The sequence below is a fragment of the Rhizobium sp. FG113 genome, assembly GCF_057809895.1.
This window is the reverse complement of record NZ_JBMDKV010000002.1, coordinates 269,818-286,855: the sequence shown is the minus strand read 5'-3', so window position 1 is coordinate 286,855 and position 17,038 is coordinate 269,818. Positions and strand designations below refer to the sequence as shown.

19 protein-coding genes are annotated in these 17,038 nt (G+C 64.9%); 2 read left to right on the top strand and 17 right to left on the bottom strand.

Annotated features, from left to right (window positions below; translation table 11 throughout):
* Positions 1-240: 240 nt before the first annotated feature.
* The 4 genes from istB to ACODTZ_RS08475 all read right to left on the bottom strand — a co-directional run bounded on the left by istB (position 241) and on the right by ACODTZ_RS08475 (position 3,298).
* A complete protein-coding gene (istB, locus tag ACODTZ_RS08490; RefSeq protein ID WP_100962519.1) occupies positions 241-969 on the bottom strand; it encodes an IS21-like element helper ATPase IstB in 729 nt (242 codons plus the stop codon).
* On the bottom strand, positions 956-2,470 hold the full coding sequence (gene istA, locus ACODTZ_RS08485) for an IS21 family transposase (protein ID WP_100962518.1): 1,515 nt from the start codon (positions 2,468-2,470) through the stop codon (positions 956-958). The genes istB and istA overlap by 14 nt, the downstream gene beginning before the upstream one ends.
* A 75-nt stretch (positions 2,471-2,545) precedes the next feature.
* On the bottom strand, positions 2,546-2,683 hold the full coding sequence (locus ACODTZ_RS08480; RefSeq protein WP_489025127.1) for a hypothetical protein: 138 nt from the start codon (positions 2,681-2,683) through the stop codon (positions 2,546-2,548).
* Between the two features lie 69 nt (positions 2,684-2,752).
* Positions 2,753-3,298 carry a carboxymuconolactone decarboxylase family protein gene (locus tag ACODTZ_RS08475; protein ID WP_058456592.1) on the bottom strand — a complete coding sequence of 182 codons (546 nt, stop codon included), beginning with the start codon at positions 3,296-3,298 and terminating at the stop codon, positions 2,753-2,755.
* 95 nt (positions 3,299-3,393) lie between these two features.
* On the opposite strand from ACODTZ_RS08475, the gene ACODTZ_RS08470 reads away from it, so the two are divergent.
* Complete coding sequence (locus ACODTZ_RS08470) at positions 3,394-4,206, top strand: AraC family transcriptional regulator (RefSeq protein ID WP_100962516.1); 813 nt, start codon at positions 3,394-3,396, stop codon at positions 4,204-4,206.
* Between the two features lie 785 nt (positions 4,207-4,991).
* Here ACODTZ_RS08470 and ACODTZ_RS08465 read toward each other — a convergent pair.
* On the bottom strand, positions 4,992-5,408 hold the full coding sequence (locus ACODTZ_RS08465; protein WP_246842056.1) for a MarR family winged helix-turn-helix transcriptional regulator: 417 nt from the start codon (positions 5,406-5,408) through the stop codon (positions 4,992-4,994).
* Positions 5,409-5,763: 355 nt separating this feature from the next.
* On the opposite strand from ACODTZ_RS08465, the gene ACODTZ_RS08460 reads away from it, so the two are divergent.
* Positions 5,764-6,663 (top strand): LysR family transcriptional regulator, encoded by a 900-nt coding sequence (locus ACODTZ_RS08460; protein WP_489025125.1) that lies wholly within the window; start codon positions 5,764-5,766, stop codon positions 6,661-6,663.
* Here ACODTZ_RS08460 and ACODTZ_RS08455 read toward each other — a convergent pair.
* The 12 genes from ACODTZ_RS08455 to ACODTZ_RS08400 form a co-directional block, all read right to left on the bottom strand.
* The gene (locus tag ACODTZ_RS08455; RefSeq protein WP_099503714.1) at positions 6,660-6,896 is read right to left on the bottom strand and encodes a DUF2274 domain-containing protein; all 237 of its coding nucleotides are present in this window, start codon (positions 6,894-6,896) and stop codon (positions 6,660-6,662) included. The genes ACODTZ_RS08460 and ACODTZ_RS08455 overlap by 4 nt on opposite strands.
* 2 nt (positions 6,897-6,898) lie before the next feature.
* Positions 6,899-8,119, bottom strand: coding sequence for a TraB/TrbI/VirB10 family type IV secretion system protein (locus tag ACODTZ_RS08450; RefSeq protein ID WP_099503712.1), 1,221 nt, complete (start codon positions 8,117-8,119; stop codon positions 6,899-6,901).
* Complete coding sequence (trbG, locus tag ACODTZ_RS08445; RefSeq protein WP_099503710.1) at positions 8,116-9,165, bottom strand: P-type conjugative transfer protein TrbG; 1,050 nt, start codon at positions 9,163-9,165, stop codon at positions 8,116-8,118. The genes ACODTZ_RS08450 and trbG overlap by 4 nt, the downstream gene beginning before the upstream one ends.
* Positions 9,162-9,845: a conjugal transfer protein TrbF gene (gene trbF / locus ACODTZ_RS08440; RefSeq protein ID WP_099503708.1), complete on the bottom strand. Its 684-nt coding sequence runs from the start codon at positions 9,843-9,845 to the stop codon at positions 9,162-9,164. Before trbF ends, trbG begins: the two co-directional genes overlap by 4 nt.
* Complete coding sequence (gene trbL / locus ACODTZ_RS08435) at positions 9,845-11,209, bottom strand: P-type conjugative transfer protein TrbL (protein ID WP_099503706.1); 1,365 nt, start codon at positions 11,207-11,209, stop codon at positions 9,845-9,847. Before trbL ends, trbF begins: the two co-directional genes overlap by 1 nt.
* Positions 11,210-11,213: 4 nt before the next feature.
* The gene (trbK-alt, locus tag ACODTZ_RS08430) at positions 11,214-11,591 is read right to left on the bottom strand and encodes a putative entry exclusion protein TrbK-alt (protein ID WP_099503704.1); all 378 of its coding nucleotides are present in this window, start codon (positions 11,589-11,591) and stop codon (positions 11,214-11,216) included.
* Between the two features lie 10 nt (positions 11,592-11,601).
* On the bottom strand, positions 11,602-12,372 hold the full coding sequence (gene trbJ / locus ACODTZ_RS08425) for a P-type conjugative transfer protein TrbJ (protein ID WP_099503702.1): 771 nt from the start codon (positions 12,370-12,372) through the stop codon (positions 11,602-11,604).
* A complete protein-coding gene (gene trbE, locus ACODTZ_RS08420) occupies positions 12,369-14,825 on the bottom strand; it encodes a conjugal transfer protein TrbE (RefSeq protein WP_099503701.1) in 2,457 nt (818 codons plus the stop codon). The genes trbJ and trbE overlap by 4 nt, the downstream gene beginning before the upstream one ends.
* 12 nt (positions 14,826-14,837) lie before the next feature.
* A complete protein-coding gene (locus ACODTZ_RS08415) occupies positions 14,838-15,119 on the bottom strand; it encodes a VirB3 family type IV secretion system protein (protein ID WP_099503699.1) in 282 nt (93 codons plus the stop codon).
* Positions 15,119-15,451 carry a TrbC/VirB2 family type IV secretion system protein gene (locus ACODTZ_RS08410; protein WP_099503697.1) on the bottom strand — a complete coding sequence of 111 codons (333 nt, stop codon included), beginning with the start codon at positions 15,449-15,451 and terminating at the stop codon, positions 15,119-15,121. Before ACODTZ_RS08410 ends, ACODTZ_RS08415 begins: the two co-directional genes overlap by 1 nt.
* Entirely contained in the window at positions 15,448-16,431 is a 984-nt protein-coding gene (gene trbB, locus ACODTZ_RS08405) for a P-type conjugative transfer ATPase TrbB (RefSeq protein WP_099503692.1), read from the bottom strand. Before trbB ends, ACODTZ_RS08410 begins: the two co-directional genes overlap by 4 nt.
* Before the next feature lie 169 nt (positions 16,432-16,600).
* Positions 16,601-17,035 (bottom strand): CopG family transcriptional regulator, encoded by a 435-nt coding sequence (locus ACODTZ_RS08400; protein WP_099504016.1) that lies wholly within the window; start codon positions 17,033-17,035, stop codon positions 16,601-16,603.
* Between the last annotated feature and the right edge of the window lie 3 nt (positions 17,036-17,038).

Below are 17,038 nucleotides of genomic sequence, written 5' to 3'. Positions count from 1 at the left end.
AGACAGCAAGCCAAACTCTTACACGATTTGCGGTGTAAATAGGCGTCGAACCGGGACCCCATATCGGCGTGCAATAGGGACCCCCTTTGCGGGTTGGGGGGCGGTTGTCCCGGTAGTCCATAGGAGGGACCCACGGCCGGCGCCGCGCGCCCCCCCTCAAGCGCTGGCGGTGCCGGCCGTGGGAGGTTCCTGTGGACCCACCGGGTCAACCGCCGGGTGGGGGGGTCTGGGGGGAGGGTTTTAGCTCCGGTTTCTGAGCCGCCAGCTGTCGTTGCCAGTCTCGACGATGTCGCAGTGATGGGTGATGCGGTCGAGCAGCGCGGCCGTCATCTTGGGGTCGCCGAAGACGGTCGGCCATTCACCGAACGCCAGGTTCGTGGTGATGATCACCGAGGTGCGCTCGTAGAGCTTGCTGACGAGGTGGAACAGCAACTGGCCGCCCGAGCGGGCGAACGGCAGATAGCCGAGCTCATCGAGCACGACGAGGTCGAGGCGGGAGAGCTGGGCCGCAAGCGTACCGGCCTTGCCGAGGCGGCTCTCTTCCTCGAGCCGGTTCACCAGATCCACGGTGTTGAAGTAGCGGCCGCGGGCGCCGGCACGCACGACGCTGGCGGTGATTGCGATCGCCAGGTGAGTCTTCCCAGTCCCGGTGCCGCCGACCAGGACGATGTTGCGCTGGCCGGGCAGGAACGAGCCGGCATGTAGCGAGCGCACCAGTTGTTCGTCGATCAGCGTCCCCTCGAACACGAACGCATCGATGTCCTTCACCGCCGGCAGCCTGGCCGCGGTCATGCGATAGCGGATCGATGCCGCATGGCGATGGGCAGCCTCAGCGCGCAGCAGATCGGTCAGGATCTCCATGGCGGTGCGCTTGCGCTGGATGCCGGTGGTGACCGCCTCGTCGAAGGCGCCAGCCATGCCCTTGAGGCCCAGGCCGCTCATGGCGGCGATCATCTCATGCCGCTGCACGGGCGCCTCGCAGCAGGTCGTAGCGAGCACAGTCCGCGGCCGGCGGGCGGCTGAGCGCCAGCGCTTCGGACGTGGCGATGGTCGGTGGCCGGGGCGGCTCACGACGCCGTGCCAGGATATTGAGGATCACGTCATCGCTGGCAGCACCGGCGGCCAGCGCCTCGCGGATCGCGGCCTCGACCGCTTCGAGCCCGTCGGTCAGCACGGCAGAGAGCACGCGCACGAACCGGCGGTCGGCTTCATCGCCCGTCCCCAGCTTGCGCCTGAGCCGCGCCAGTGCCGGTGGCAGATCCCAGTCCTGGAACGGTGCCCCGTTCCTCAAGGCGCCCGGCTTCTTGGCCAGCACTGGCAGGTAATGCCAGGGATCAAGGATCATCCGATCCCGGCCGAAGAAGCGGGGATGCTCGGCGACCACCTCGTCGTCCAGGCGCACCACGATCCGGTCGGCGTAGGCGCGCACCTGCACCGCGCGTCGGGCCGCCTTGGCCATGACCGAGTAGCGGTTGCGGTCGAAGCTTATCAGGCAGGTGCCGGTCACCGCGTGCGGCGTCTCGTGGAAGCCATCGAACGGCGCCAGCATCACCTGGAGCGACGGGCGCTCGGCGTCCCATGCCTCGGCGATGGTCAGCTCGCGCTGATCGGGATGAGGATGCAGCGCTGCCCAGCGGCGGCACTCAGCCTCCAGCCACCCATTCAGCTCCTCCAGGCTCGCAAAGCGCAGCCGGGGCTGGAAGAACCGGCCCCGGATCGTCTGCACCTGGTGCTCGACCTGGCCCTTCTCCCAACCGGCCGCCGGCGAACAGGCGACGGGCTCGATCATGTAGTGGTCGGCCATGATCAGGAACCGGCGGTTGAAGACCCGCTCCTTGCCCGTGAACACCGTCGTCACCGCGGTCTTCATGTTGTCATAGATCCCCCGCGTCGGCACGCCGCCGAAGAAGGCGAACGCCCGCGCGTGGGCATCGAAGACCATCTCCTGCGTCTCGCGAGGATAGGCCCGCACGAACACCGCCCGCGATGCGCAAAGCCGCATATGCGCGACCTTCACGCGCATCGGCTTGCCAGCGATCTCCACATCCTCGTGGCTCCAGTCGAACTGGTATGCCTCGCCGGGCCGGAACATCAGCGGGATGAACGCCGCTGCGCCGTCGCCCGCATCCTTGCGCCGGTTATCCAGCCAGCGCTTCGCATAGCGCCTCACTGCATCGTAGGAGCCGTCGAACCCCTCGCGCAGCAGCAGGTCATGGATCCGCGTCATCCGCAGCCGCTCGCGCCGGGGCCGTGCCTCGTTCTCCGTCAGCAGAGTGTCTAGGCGCTCCTGGAACGGGCCGATCCGGGGAAGCGGCTGCACTGACCGCCGATAAGCAAAGCCCGCCTCCGGAGCGCGGATCGCCTTCCTCACCACCTTGCGCGACACCCGCAGGTCTCGCGCGATCGCCTTGATCGACTTACCATCGGCGTGCTCGCGCCGGATCCTTACCACCGTCTCCAAAATCAACATCCCGATCCCGCCGCTTGGCTACAACCAAGCCGACGCACCTAAACCATCGAGATGGGGGTCCCTTTTAGACGCCGATCACCCCCATAACGGGGTTCTTTTTGCACGCCGATCCACACCCTGAAAGCCGAGCAGGAATGGCAGCGCAATAAGGGCGGCAGCGGCGACATAGTCAAGCACGCCATGCAGCGCAGGGGTAAGGAATTGCAGTTTCATGGCAAGGGTTCCCTATGGAAGTGATTGAGGAGCGGGCCGATGTCCTGCACCGGCCCGCACGCATTATGATCAGGCCGCAACCGCCACATCGACGACCGGGAAATCGATCTTGGTCTGGGCGACGTTGTTCATGAAGTTGGTCAGAACATTGTGCGCGACGTTACCGACGATTTCGACGATGCGGGCGTCGTCGAGGCCGGCAAGGCGGGCTGCTGACAGATCGCTGTCGCTCACCTGACCGCGTGTTTCAACGATGCGCAAGGCAAGCGTCGCGATCGCATCGTCGAGGGGATCTTGGCCCTTGCCCAGACGGGCGGCGCGGATAGCCTCTGGCGAAAGGCCGGCACCTTTCCCGAGCAGCGTGTGCGCCGACAGGCAATAGTGGCAGCTGTTGTACTGGGCGACGGCAAGCGCAACGATTTCGCGCTGTGCAGCGGTCAGCACACCACTTCCCAGTGCATCTGCGAAGGCGAGGTTGCCATTCAACACGGCAGGAGCATGAGCGAAGGTCGCAAAAAGGTTCGGGACCATGCCAATCTTCGCCTTAACAGCGCCGAGGGTGGCCTGGACGCCGGTGTCGGCAGTGGCGAGTTCTACGGGGTTGATGCGGGGCATTTGCGTTTCCTCTGTTGGTCAGTGCGGGCTTGCACAACGCCTCTATCGGCTGTTATCGGTGCAGATTGGTGCCAACTTCATTGCAGATCGTTCACATGGACATCTTTGCCGCTCTCTTTGCCCACACTGCCGTGAGCGCCCGGACATTCTTTACCGGCAACTTGTGTACGACCGCGCAATTTGCCGATTGCGGCTACCTCCACCTTCTCAAGAGCGGCGCGTTGACGCTGAGCCGATCTGGTGAGGCCGATCTCATTCTGAACGAACCAACGCTGCTCTTCTTCCCGCGCGGACAGGCGCATCGGTTCACTGGCGCTGCGGAAGGCGGGGCTGATCTGGTCTGCGCGAAGGTCGATCTGGGCGGCGATAATGGCAACCCGATTGGCGAAGGACTGCCCGACCTTGTCATCCTGCCGCTGGCCGAGAACCCGACGCTGGGGCCCGCCTGCGATCTTCTGCTTGTCGAAGGATTTGGCGACAATAATGGGCGTCAGGCCGCCATCGACCATTTGTTCGACTATCTCTTGATCCTGGTAGTGCGTCATGTTGTCGCCAGTGGCCTGGTGAATGATGGTGTGCTGGGCGGCCTTGCCGATCCGCGATTGGCCAAGGCGCTGACGGCGATGCACGAACAGCCAAGGCATTCGTGGACTCTTGATGATCTGGCAGAGGTGGCCGGCATGTCGCGCACCCGTTTTGCCACGCATTTTCGCGCCTGCGTTGGGCGGACGCCGATCGACTATCTGACCCGGTGGCGAATGACGATTGCGCGTGACCTTCTTGCCGCAGGCAAGCCGGTCAAGACCGTGGCCGACAGCGTCGGATATGATAGTGCCGCAGCCTTCTCACGGGTGTTCGCTCGCGTCACGGGAGAAGCACCGCGCCAAGTGAAGCAGAGATTAAGGTAACATGATCAGTTGGTAGACATGGATGCGGCAGTGAACGCGAGACCGCCTGGACATGGATCGCGCGGCGGCATGGCTGAATGCTGGGCTAGGATGCAAGCTGCGGTACCCAACACCAGCATTGCGCGCGCGTTCGATTGAGCGAGCACCTTCCGCCTTGGCCGATCAGTATCGCTGATAGGACCGCATGCCGGAAAGACGGATCGAACTAGGACATAAATGGGGATCATTGGATATGGCGCTCAGACGGGACGGAGGCGCGTTATGACCCCGAATGGTGCATCGCTGGGCTCGAAAACATTGCTGTGCGTCCCAATCAGGGCACATTGCACTGTGCGTTGACGCCGTGAACCTAGCCAACCGGCTTTGCCAAATCCAACTCAACAGCCGGTACCTGCTCCATCGTCGCCTTCCTGTCTGACTTATTCGCAGAAGATCCCGTAAAGTGGAGACCCCTCCACCACATTAAATGGGCCCTTTTCCGACCGCTTGTCACTTGCCCATTGGCCAACTAAGAGAAGCCAGTTGATGCTAGTCGACGGCGTGAGAGTAGCGCCCAGCGCTCCAGACCAGACAAGCGGTATCGAGATAAGGCCCGCAGCTGCTGACGCCGCTAGAAATCCAACAAACATCCTCGGCGGGCGTCGCTTCTGGATTTCGTGAGCAGCGACGACTAGGCACGTTCCACCTTGATTGGCGGAATACCCAAACCAGAAGGCAAGCACGCAAAGCAGAAATTCGAGGGCTATCGAAGCCAATTGTAGACCTGCTCAATCATCTTGTCAGCCTCAACGGGCAACGTTTCGGCGCCGGGACCGCCCTGTCTGGCCCACGGGTCCTGAATGGACTTGTTTTCCGTAGCCGAGCAGTTGGCAGAGGCTGCTAGAGCCGGATTTGTCGAACCCATTAGCTGAAAGCAGCCGTTCGGATAGAGTGCCGAGGATGTCGAGATCTCCGCGCGACAACGCAGAGACACACTCATCGATGACGCGCTCTCGCGCTTTGAGTAAAGCTCCAGTCAGACGTTCCCCCGAACCGGTGAGGTGGATAAGTCGCGCGCGTTGGTCTGCATTATTCCGGCGTCGTTCCACCAAATCGTCCTGTACCAGTCTGTCGATCAGCCTCACTGTTCCAGCATGCGACAGCCTAATCCGGGTCGCTAGAACACTGATTGGAAGCCCAGGCTCCAAACTCAGAAATATCATCATCGCGGTCGCGGAGCCGCTGGGTGAAAGCGAGGCCGAGACGCTGGCGATGCTTTCGGCGACCGCCAGCGCCAGAGCACCAAAATGATATTTGGCGACCTCAGGCTCCATTCCGAAATAATATATGCGTCGCGCATAGACATCAAGATGGGAGAAATGTATGACCGACGCATACATCTCTCACGGATTCGGATATGGTCATGCTCAACAAAGGGCTCGGCTCGGATTCCACATCTGGGATCGATACGCATGCAACCTTTTCATGCGCGAGGCGGCTTGAGCGGGCGCGCTTCCGACGGCTCCGGCTTCTGGGCTCGATCTCCTGCAAGCGGGCCACAGCCATGGGAAAAGTGTCATGCCCGATCTGACGCTGGACCTTCGATACTTGAAGTACGCCGTTCAGGTCGCTGAGGCGGGTAGTTTTCGACGCGCGGCCGAGCGCCTTGCGATATCGCAATCCACCGTGAGCCGTCGGGTTCAGATACTTGAGCGCCAGCTTGGGTGCTCGCTATTCCACCGCACGCGATCAGGCGCTGATTTGACGCCCGAGGGGGAACGCTTCCTTCAGCAGGCGGTAGTGGGTGCGAGATTCCTTCGCGAAGCCGCGACGGAAATCCGCACTACACGGAAGCAGACGACCGGTGTCGTCAGGTTCGGAATGCTCGAAGCATTTCCCGCGTGCCCTATCATCGACCTTCTAGCGAGCTTCCGGCTCCGATACCCGACGATTGAGGTCAAACTCGAGGAAGGAACGTCAGAAGCAAACACACTGGGTGTCAGACGGGGGTTGCTAGACGCGGCAATCAGCCTGGGCGCGACTAGAGACCCTGCGCTCCAAATCCGACGCCTATGTGAACCGGATCTGTTCGTCGCGCTGTCCCCAGGTCACAAATTGGCATCGCGGCCTAATCTCGTCTGGGATGACCTCTGCGGAGAAATCTTTCTGTCCCGCTCCGATGGGGCCGGACGAGAACTCGCTGCGATGCTGCGACGGATGGTCGGGGCGGTCGAGAGTGCCGTCCAACTTTCAATTCAACAGGTCAGTCGAGAGACCCTGCTGACGATGGTCGAACAGGGGTTTGGGGTTACCATCACGAGTGCGGTTCGCCGTCCAGACCTTGCTCTGGTGCCACTTCGATCCAGCCGGGCGCCGACCGCAGCAATGATCTCGTCTAGCGACAACGATAATCCAGCGCTGCCCCTTCTACTGAAGTGTTTCGACGCTCTACCCGGTATGAAAGTAGGCGCCGCCTAATCAGCCTTCCGCTGCGTGGACGCTCGCCGCGCCTTCGCGAAGCCGCGATCTGTAGCGATGAACCGCTGTAGCATCGGGACGATCAACCGAGCGGGTTCCACCGCCGGCTGGCCTTGCTCGCGGCCCAGGAGGTCCGCGTAATCGGCCAAGTCCTGATGCAGAGGGGCTGGCAGCTCGACCTGAACCTTTACGGGTTTATCGTCCGCGAGGGGACCTAGCTTGAGCTTAGACATATTCATTCCCCATAGGGTTCGAGCACGAGATCACGCGTTACGATGACGCGGACTGGGTAGCCTGGGCGAATTGTGAGAGTGGGCGCCACGTTGAGCTGACGGCGGACGATCTGCTGTCCGGCGTCATTGATCGTGTCCTGGCCGCCATTGCGGATCGCCTGGATAAGCCGGTCATCATTATCGACGGCAAGTTCGGCGCCAACGCTGAGGAGCGTCGAAAGTCCTGCCGCCTTGGCGAGATCCCACCAATGGTAATCCACCCCATCCTGCAGGCCGGCATATCCCTCGGCGTCGGCACCAGGCTGGCGCTCGAGAACGATCGAGCGACCATTCGGAAAGATCAGCCGGTTCCAGACAAGCAGCACACGGCTTTGCCCGAACTGCACATTGTTGTCGTACTGGCCGATGACGCGCGTGCCCTGTGGCACGAGCAGGATGCGTCCTGTGGGACTGTCGTAGATGTTTTCGGTCACCTGGGCGGTGATCTGGCCCGGGAGGTCCGATCGGATGCCGGTTATGAGTGCCGCCGAGATGACTGCGCCGGCCTGAAGGATGTTCGGCGACGCCGGAGCAACGACGCGATCGGGAGACACCGTTCGTCGATCGGTGGCCGCGTTGAGAAAGGCGTTCTGACGATCCTGTGCGGAGGGAGTTGCTGGCGGCGGCGCGAGGCCAAGGCTCGCCAAATCCGGTGCGGGCGGGAGTGCCGGGGCCGCCCCCGCCGCAGCGGGCGCACCCCGGCTTTCCGATCCGGAGAATAGGCGACTCGTCCGCGCGGTCTCGATCTCCTGTAGGCGCCGCTGCTCTTCCGGGCTGATGCCGGGATTGGGCGTGGCGATGCCAGGGGTCGGCACTGGCTGGCCGCGATCCTGTGTGCTGAGGATAGGCCGGCCGAGGTCTCCGGGAAGCGGCGGACCAAGCCGCGGCACGCCAGCATAGTCTCGCGGTAGCCCGGCCAGGCCATCGGCTGTGGAGCGGTTCTCGGTGGAATACAGCTCCTCATTCGGCCGGGCGCCGTCCCGCGTTTGAAGCGCGTAAATCAATGCGCCGCCAAGCCCGACGCTGGCGATCAGGCCGAGCCCTGCCAACACCTTACGCGACAGCCGCGTCACACGCGGCGGCTCGGCCCGCAGCCGCATTGGCGCGGGACCGGCGGGTTCGCCGGTCAAGGGCTGCGGATCGTCGTCCGGGGCATCCCCACTCCGGGGCGGGCTCTCGCTCACGAGGTCGGCCTCCCATCGGTGCGGGTGATGCGAACGCGCCGTTGCCGGTCGCCGGAGCCGAACCTCAGTTCGGCCGCGGCGAAGAGCCGATCGACGATCATGTGATGGCCGCGGACGCGATAGTTGACCAATTCGGAGGTGTTGCCTTCGGCGCCCACGACGAAGAGCGGGGGCATCTCGCCCTGGCCGATGCCGCGCGGGAACTCAATGAAGACCTGTCGGCCGTCGTCAAAGGCGCGGAGCGGCCTCCACGGCGCGCGGTCCCCCTCGATTGCGTAGCGGAAGTTGACGTTGGCGAGATCGACGCCGCTCGCCACGGGTTGGGCGGCTTGCGCCTCGGCATTCTGCCGACGCAATGCGATAAGCTGATCCTGTGGATACTGCCACGAGACCGATGCCATATAGGTCCGCTCGGTCGAGCGAAGCTCCATGTGATAAGTGCGCATGTTGGTGTTGATGACGAGGTTGGTCATCAGGTCGGCCCGTGTCGGCTTCACCAGGATGTGGACTTGGCGCGTCGCACCCGATCCGCTCTCGGTGTCGCCGATGATCCACCGTACCGTGTCGCCTGCGGCGACGGGTCCTGCGCCGACGAGCTGCTCGCCGGGCTGGAGCGCGATGTCAGTGATCTGTCCGACCGCCGTATAGACTTGGTAGAGCGCACCCTGCGTCCAGGGATAGACCTGCATCGAATTGATAAATCCATCACGCACCGGCTGGACGCGGGCCGCCTCGTTGGCCTGGTTGACGCGCGCCGTCGGGTTGGCCGGCTCGGGCGCGCGTCGCGTCTCCGGCACGCGCTGCAACTGGCCGGGTAGCGGGAGCGGCCGCGGCAGCTCGACCACAGTGACGGGCGCTGGTGGATCGACGGTCTGCACCGCGGGAGCCGCGTTGTCGTAGGATATTTCAGGCGGGGGGTTGGTCGTAGCGCAGCCGGCGAGTGCGGTTGTCGCCAGCAGGACCATCGGGATTGCGGCCCTGCGGAGAGCCGGGAATACGAATGTGTGTAAAGCCGGGCTTCCGGCTTTACGGAAAGACGGCTTCATTGCCCAAGCTCCCGTGACCAGTTGATGGCGTTGACGTAGATGCCGAGCGGGTTCGCCCTCAGCCGATCGGCGTTTCGGGGGACCTGCACGACGATCGTCAGGATCGCAGTCCAGCGGGTTGTCTCGGCGAGCTGGCCGTTCTCGTAGCGGCGCTCCACCCACGCGACGCGGAAGCTGTCCGGCGAAGCGCGGATGACGCTGGAGACGTCGACGGCGACCTGCTGGCGGCCGACCCGTGTGAACGGGTCGTTGGACCTGGCGTAGTCGTTCAACGCCATGGCACCGCGATCGGTCGTGAAGTCATACGCGCGCAGCCAGTTTTGCCGCACGATGATCGCGTCGGCCGGGATCGAGCGAACCTGCTCGATGAAGCGCGCCAAGTGGAAGGCGATCTGCGGATCGGTCGGACGGTAGTCCGCCTCGGCGGGAGCGACCGCTTGTGCCTGACCGAGTCGATCGACCTGGACCACCCAAGGAACTATCGTTCCCCGTGCCGACTGCACGACGAGCGCGGTGGCGAAGCCGGCCGACAGGATCAGCGAGCCGAATGCCATCAAGCGCCAGTTCTTGGCCTGCACGCGCGGGGCGCCGATGCGTTCATCCCAGACCTGGCCGGCACGCTGGTAGGGCGTCTCGGGTTCGGGGGCTTTGCCGTAGTGGGTAGAGGGTCGTTTGAACATCAGCGATCGCCTTCGGACAGGTTGACGGAGGAGCCGCCGCCGTGGGCGTCGCCGGAGCGGACAGCGTGGGCCGTGGCTTGCACGGCATGGGTCATGTGTTGGGAGCGGCGCATCCGCTGCGCCCAGGCGGGTGGCCCGCCGGCACCGGCGGAACCCGAGGACGCGGCACCGTCACCGGCAGCGTCACCGCCGATCGAGCCCATGGTGGAGGAGCCGCCCGTCGCCTCGAAGGCGGCCTTGCCGCCCGCGTTGAAGCTGGACTTCATGCTTTCGGCGGCGCGCGATGCGGCCCGACGCAATGGAGAGACAGCGGCACTTCCGCCAGCGCGGGCAACGCCACCGAGACCGGAAGCGACACCAGCCGCGCCCGACTGACCGGCAGAGCCAAGGCTGTAAGCGGTCGAAGCGCCGCCGGCGACCGCAGCGCCGCCACGAGCCGCAGCGGCGGCGCCGCCAGCCAGGGCTGCACCTCCGGATGCGGCGGCACCGACAGCGCCAGCACCGAGTGCGACCATTCCGCCTGCGGCTAGGCCGGTACCAACCGCAGCGCCAGCGCTGAGTTGCGGGCCGCCGGAAACGATGCCGCTGGCGATGCCGGGGCCGAAAATTCCCAAACCGAGCAGCGACAAAGCTGCAAGGACGATCGCCATAGCCTCGTCGATCGACGGGTTCTGCCCCCCGAACCCGGACGTGAACTCGGAAAATAACGTCGAGCCGATGCCGATGATGACGGCGAGCACCAGGACCTTGATGCCGGAGGAAATGACGTTGCCGAGGACGCGCTCGGCCATGAAGGCAGACTTCCCGAAAAGACCGAACGGGATGAGCACAAAGCCGGCCAACGTGGTCAGTTTGAATTCGATGAGCGTGACGAACAGCTGGATCGCGAGAATGAAGAAGGCGAGCAGCACCAGCACCCATGCGAGGAACATGCAGGCGATCTGGATGAAGTTCTCAAAGAAGGACCAGTAGCCCATCAGGCTGGAGATCGAGTCGAGCAGCGGCCGGCCAGCATCCAAGCCGGTTTGGGCGACCTTGCCCGGGCGCATCAGGTCGGCGGTCGAGAAGCTCGTGCCGCTTGCCTTCAGACCTAGACCGGCGAAGCTCTCGAAGATGATCCGGGCGAGGTTGTTCCAGTTGCCAATGATGTAGGCGAAGACACCGACGAACAGCGTCTTCTTCACCAGCCGCGCTACGATGTCGTCGTCGGCGCCCCACGACCAGAACAGCGCCGCAAGCGTCACGTCGATGACGATGAGGGTGGTTGCGATGAAGGCGACTTCGCCGCTGAGGAGGCCGAACCCGCTGTCGATATAGCGGGTGAAAACCTCGAGGAAGTGGTCGATGACGCCGGTGCTGCCCATGATGCTATCGCGCCTCGTCGAGCTCAGGCGTGGCGGGCGTCGCGGCTGGTGCGTTGCTTCGTTCCGACTGAGGCGTGAGGCCATCGCGCTGCGCGGGCGGCATGTCCGGCAACCGCTCGGCGGGCCGCGCGCCAGGCGCGAGGAAGCGGTGACGGTTTTCCGCCCAGGCGCGTAGGCAAGCTGAATCGCGCGGGCCGGCTTCGCCGAGCGCCTGGCAACGGATCAACTCGTCACGCAGCGGATCGCTCTGCGATTGAGTGGCGCGGCCGGACGGCCATAGCTCGGGCGGCTCCTCCTTCCGGGTCATCTCGATCGCCGTGGCGGTGACCGCGACCGCGACGAATACAACCGCCCCGACCCGCGCGAGCATCTTGCCGTCCATGACCACGTCCTCAGTTGCCGCTCGGGAACATGCGGGCGTTGCCGGGCTGATAGCCGCTGCCTGGCGTCAGAAATCGGCGACGCTGTTCGCGACCCTGTTCAGCCGCGGCGGCGCGCTCGGCCTCGGAAAGGCTCTGGGCACGCCCGTTGGCGGCGACGACGGCGGTGAGGTCGGCGAGCTGCTGGGCTTGAAGGGCGAGAAGCTGATTGCCGGCCTGTGTCGCCTGCAAGGCGCCCGTCGCGCCCTGGCTCTGGCCGACCAGTGCCGACATCTCGCCGCGATTGGTGTCGATGTTGCCGACGACGCCCGCCTGCACGCGCATGGCGTCCTGCAAACCGCCGACGGTGTTCTGCCAGCGCTCGCGCGCTCCGGCGACGAGCGCCTGATCGGAGGCCGACATCGAGGCGTTGCCGTAGGTCGACGTGAACGCCTGGTCGATGCGCTGGACATCGTAGGCGATGCCCTGCGCTTGTTGCAGGAGCTGCTGGGTTCGCTGGACGGACTGCTGAAGCTGCTGCAGCGAGGAGTAAGGCAGGCTCGCCAGATTGCGCGCCTGGTTGATCAGCATGGTGGCTTCATTCTGAAGCTGGGTGATCTGCTGATTGACCTGCTGAAGCGTGCGAGCGGCCGTCAGGACGTTTTGGGCGTAGTTGGTCGGATCGTAGACGACCCACTGCGCGGCTGCCGGCGGGGCGAAGATCGGCGACAGCGCGAGCGGCGCGGCGAGTAGCGCGGCGCTCATGCGCAGCGCGCGCGAGCGGGAATGAACGGAACGGGTCATGGGCGTGCCTCCGGATTATGTTGGGGGGTGACGTTGGTGAGGTCGGCTACGAGGTCGGCGGCCCAGGCGAGCCGGTTTTCGGCCAGCCACTCGGTGAGAAACCCGTCCGTGCCGCTACGGGCGTGAACCGCGGCGATCAGTGCCTGATGCTGTTTCGACGAGGCCGCGCAAAGCGCGAGCGCCACATCCGACAGGCCCAGCTCGAAGAGCCTGTTTCCCCTGCGGCTCTGGCAGTAGTAGTCGCGCTTGGGCATCGCCCGCGCGAGGATCTCGATCTGGCGATCGTTTAGGCCGAAGCGGCGATAGATGGCGGTGATCTGCGGCTCGATCGCGCGTTCGTTCGGGAGCAGGATGCGGGTCTGGCAGCTCTCGATGATGGCGGGCGCAATCGCCGATCCGTCGATATCGGAGAGGGATTGGGTGGCGAAGATAACGCTGGCGTTCTTCTTCCGGAGCGTCTTCAGCCACTCGCGGAGCTGACCGGCGAAACCGTCGTCGTCCAACGCGAGCCAGCCCTCATCGACGATGAGCAGCGTCGGCCGCCCGTCGAGGCGGTCCTCGATACGGTGGAAGAGATAGGCCAGCACGGCGGCGGCAGCACCGGTGCCGATCAATCCCTCGGTCTCGAAGACCTGAACATCGGCTTCGCCGAGATGCTCGGCCTCAGCGTCGAGCAGCCGACCATAGGGCCCGCCGACACAATAGGGTCGGAGCGCCTGCTTCAGGTCGTTGGACTGGAGCAGGACGGAGAGGCCCGTCAACGTGCGCTCCGCGACGGGCGCCGATGCCAGCGAGGTCAGGGCCGACCAGAGATGCTCCTTGACCTCGGGCGTGACCGTTACGCTCTCGCGGGAGAGGATCGCGATCAGCCAGTCGGAGGCCCAGGCCCGCTCCGCGACGTCGTCGATGCGGGCCAGCGGTTGCAGCGACACCCTGTCGTCGGCGCCGTCCGTTAGGCCACCGCCCAGGTCATGCCAGTCACCACGCATGGCGAGCGCCGCGGCGCGGATCGATCCGCCGAAGTCGAAAGCGAAGACTTGGGATTGCGGATAGCGCCGGAACTGGAGCGCCATGAGTGCGAGCAACACCGACTTGCCGGCGCCGGTCGGCCCGACGATCAGCGTATGACCGACATCGCCGACGTGGATGGAAAGCCGGAACGGGGTCGAGCCCTCCGTTCTGCCGTAAAGCAGTGGGGGTGCATCGAAGTGCTCGTCCCGTTCCGGTCCCGCCCACACCGCCGACAGCGGGATCATGTGGGCGAGATTCAATGTGCTGATGGGTGGCTGCCGGACGTTGGCGTAGACGTGGCCGGGCAGCGAACCTAGCCAGGCGTCCACGGCATTGATGGTCTCGGCCATCGCGGTGAAGTCGCGGCTCTGAATGATTTTCTCGACCAGCCGGAGCTTCTCGGCGGCGATGCGCGGATCGTCGTCCCAGACCGTGATCGTGGCCGTCACATAGGCCTGGCCGGCATAATCGGCGCCCAGCTCCTGCAGCGCCATGTCGGCGTCGGCCGCCTTGTTCGCCGCATCGGTGTCGACGAGCGCCGAGGCCTCGTTCGTCATGATTTCCTTGAGGATGGCCGCGATCGACTTGCGCTTGGCGAACCATTGCCGCCGGATCTTGGTCAGCAGCTTGGTGGCGTCGGTCTTGTCGAGCAGTACCGCGCGCGTCGACCAGCGGTAGGGAAAGGCCAGCCGGTTCAGCTCGTCGAGAATGCCGGGCGTGGTCGCGGTCGGGAAGCCGACGACGGTGAGGATGCGCAGATGCGCGTTGCCAAGCCGGGGCTCGAGGCCGCCTGTGAGCGGCTGATCGGCCAGCAGCGCGTCGAGATACATCGGCGTCTCGGGAACACGGACTCGATGCCGTTTCGTCGAGATGGTCGAATGCAGGTAGGTCAGCGTCTCGGCATCATCGAGCCACGCGCATTCCGGCATGAAAGCGTCGATGAGGTTGAGGATGCGGTCGGTGCGGTCGGCGAAGCCGCGCACGATCTCATGTGCGTCAACGCCGGTATGTTCGCGGCCCTCGTAGAGCCAGGTTTCGGCGCGCGCCGCATCCTCGGCCGGGGGCAGATAGAGAAAGGTGAGGAAGTAGCTGGACTCGTAATGCGCGCCGGCTTCCTCGAAATCGGCCTTGCGTTCGGCATCGACCAGCGCCGAGGCGCTGTTGGCGAACATGCTGGCGGGATAGGTCGCAGCGCCGTGCCGCTGTGCCTCGACGAAGATGGCCCAGCCGGAGCCGAGGCGGCGAAAGGCATTGTTGAGGCGGCCGGCGACCGCGACCAGCTCGGCCGGTACGGCGCTGTCGAGGTCAGGTCCGCGAAAGCGTGCAGTGCGTTGCAGGCTGCCGTCCTTGTTCAGTACGACGCCTTCGCCGACCAGCGCGACCCAGGGAAGGAAGTCGGCGAGCCGGGTGTTACGATTACGATATTCGGCAAGGTTCATCATCGGTGTCGCTCCTCAGACCGACAGGTGGCCGGGGATGCGCAGATGCTTGCGCACGACGTCGACGAACTGCGGATCGCGCTTGGCTGCCCAGACGGCCGCGAAGTGCCCCACCGCCCAAAGGGCGAGACCCACTAGCCAGAGGCGGAGGCCGAGACCGAGCGCGGCCGCCAGTGTGCCGTTGAGGATGGCGAGCGAACGTGGGGCGCCGCCGAGCAGGATGTGCTCGGTCAGCGCCCGGTGGACGGGCACGGAAAAGCCCGGAACCTCGCCGCCATGATCCGCGCCGTCGGCCATCAGACGAGCGCCCCGCCGCCGAACGAGAAGAACGACAGGAAGAAGCTGGATGCGGCGAAGGCGATCGACAGGCCGAACACGATCTGGATCAGCTTGCGGGCGCCACCCGACGTGTCACCGAAGGCCAGCGTCAGCCCGGTGATGATGATGATCATGACCGCGATGATCTTGGCGACCGGTCCCTCGATCGATTCCAGGATCGACTGGAGCGGGGCTTCCCACGGCATCGATGAGCCCGACGCATGCGCGGCCGGTGCCAGTGCGAGCGTGAGGAAGGTGACGGACGCCGCCGTGGCGATGTGGCGGCGAAAGCGCAAAGCATGCTTGATCATGACGGGTCTCCTGTGAGGGGTTGGCTTGCGGGCGTGACGCGGTAGTCGCCGTTGGGGCCGAGGCCCTCGATGCGGGCGAGTTCGGCAAGCCGGCGCGAGGCGCCGCGGCCGGAGAGCACGGCGACCAGATCGATCGTCTCGGCGATCAGCGCGCGGGGGACCGTGACGACGGCTTCCTGGATAAGCTGTTCCATTCGGCGCAGCGCGCCGATGGCGGTGCCGGCGTGGATCGTCCCCACGCCTCCCGGGTGGCCGGTGCCCCAAGCCTTGAGAAGATCGAGCGCCTCGGAGCCGCGGACCTCGCCGATGGGAATGCGGTCGGGTCGCAGGCGGAGCGAGGAGCGAACAAGATCGGAGAGCGAGGCGACGCCGTCCTTCGTCCGCATGGCGACGAGGTTGGGCGCGGCGCATTGCAGCTCGCGCGTGTCCTCGATCAGGACGACGCGATCCGAGGTCTTCGAGACCTCTGCCAGCAGCGCGTTGGTGAGGGTCGTCTTGCCGGTCGAGGTTCCGCCGGCGACGAGGATGTTGCGCCGATCGGCAACGGCCTGGCGCAGCGTTTCGGCCTGATCCGCCGCCATGATTCCGGACGCCACATAGTCGCCGAGCGTGAACACAGCGACGGCGGGCTTGCGGATCGCGAAAGCCGGCGCGGACACCACGGGAGGCAACAGCCCCTCGAACCGCTCCCCCGTCTCGGGCAGTTCGGCCGAGACCCGCGGGGCGCCTGGATGAACTTCGGCGCCGACGTGATGGGCGACAAGGCGAATGATCCGCTCGCCATCGGCGGGCGACAGTCGTTCACCGGTGTCGGAAAGACCCTCTGAAAGCCGGTCGACCCAGAGCCGCCCATCGGGATTGAGCATCACCTCGACGATCGCGGGATCTTCCAGAAACGTGGCGATCGCTGACCCGAGGGCTGTGCGCAGCATGCGCGCGCCGCGAAGGATCGCCTCCGATTTCTGGTGAGGTGCCGCCACGTCGTCCCCGTTCTCTTGCGGGTCCGCGATGCGCGGCCCTGGATCGGGGATGAGTAGAAGAGGCAGAAATCATGGCCTGACAACAACCATGATGTGGCAGTCGTACTGTGGCGTACAAAGACAGGAAAACGGCGGAACGCCCGAATACTTGTGATGCGCGGATCAGTGATTATTCCGCGTCACGCGCGGGCGGGATGTCTTCCGCAATCTCCTGTCTGAGCTTCGGTCCCTGCGCGAGTCGTCGGCCGAGCGCGGTCACGAAGGCTTCGTAGCGCTCGGCCGCCTTGGCGCGTGCCGCGACCTGGGCCGGCTCCGGCAACGGCGGATTGGACGTCAGCCAGAAACGGATGAATACAGCTAGCGTCTCGACCGATATGCCGAGGTCGCGCTCCATTCGCGCCAGGCGACGGTCGAGTTGATCGAGCCGCTTCGTCGTGGCTGCCTCCTGCCGCTCAGCGGCGTCCGGCGAGAGAAACGAAGCAATGCCAGCCTCGGCAACCAGCGATAGGGACAGGTCTCGCCGCGCCGCATGGGCCGCGAGCGCCTTCATGACATCCGGGTCGAGATACACGGAGAGGCGTTGCTTTTTCGGAGGCTTGCTCACCGA